The organism is Bartonella sp. MR168JLCBS (genome assembly GCF_042194175.1).
Map to the genome: position 1 here is coordinate 767 of NZ_JBHIMP010000171.1, position 254 is coordinate 1,020.

Below are 254 nucleotides of genomic sequence, written 5' to 3' on the forward strand. Positions count from 1 at the left end.
ATTCTTCAAGATCATTTTCATGAATTTGGTAATCAATCATAATCATGATCGGACCGCTTCTTGCTTCTAGGTCGAGTAAAAGCTCTGGTTCTCTGAAATGGTCAAGGGGATCCAGATCAATCTGGGGAATTTCCTGAATTTTAAACTTTATCCCCGCAAGAGCTCCAAAAATCAAAAATAGAGAACAAATACTCAAAGTAAAGGTTGGGGAATAACCATCAGCCAGCCCCCCCCAAATTGCGCTTCCAACAGCC

The 254-nt window shown here is 41.3% G+C and carries 1 protein-coding gene; it reads right to left on the reverse strand.

The window, feature by feature from the left end; all coding sequences use genetic code 11:
• On the reverse strand, nt 1–254 hold a 254-nt coding region (locus ACFIK8_RS10105), incomplete at both ends, for an MFS transporter (RefSeq protein WP_375669344.1).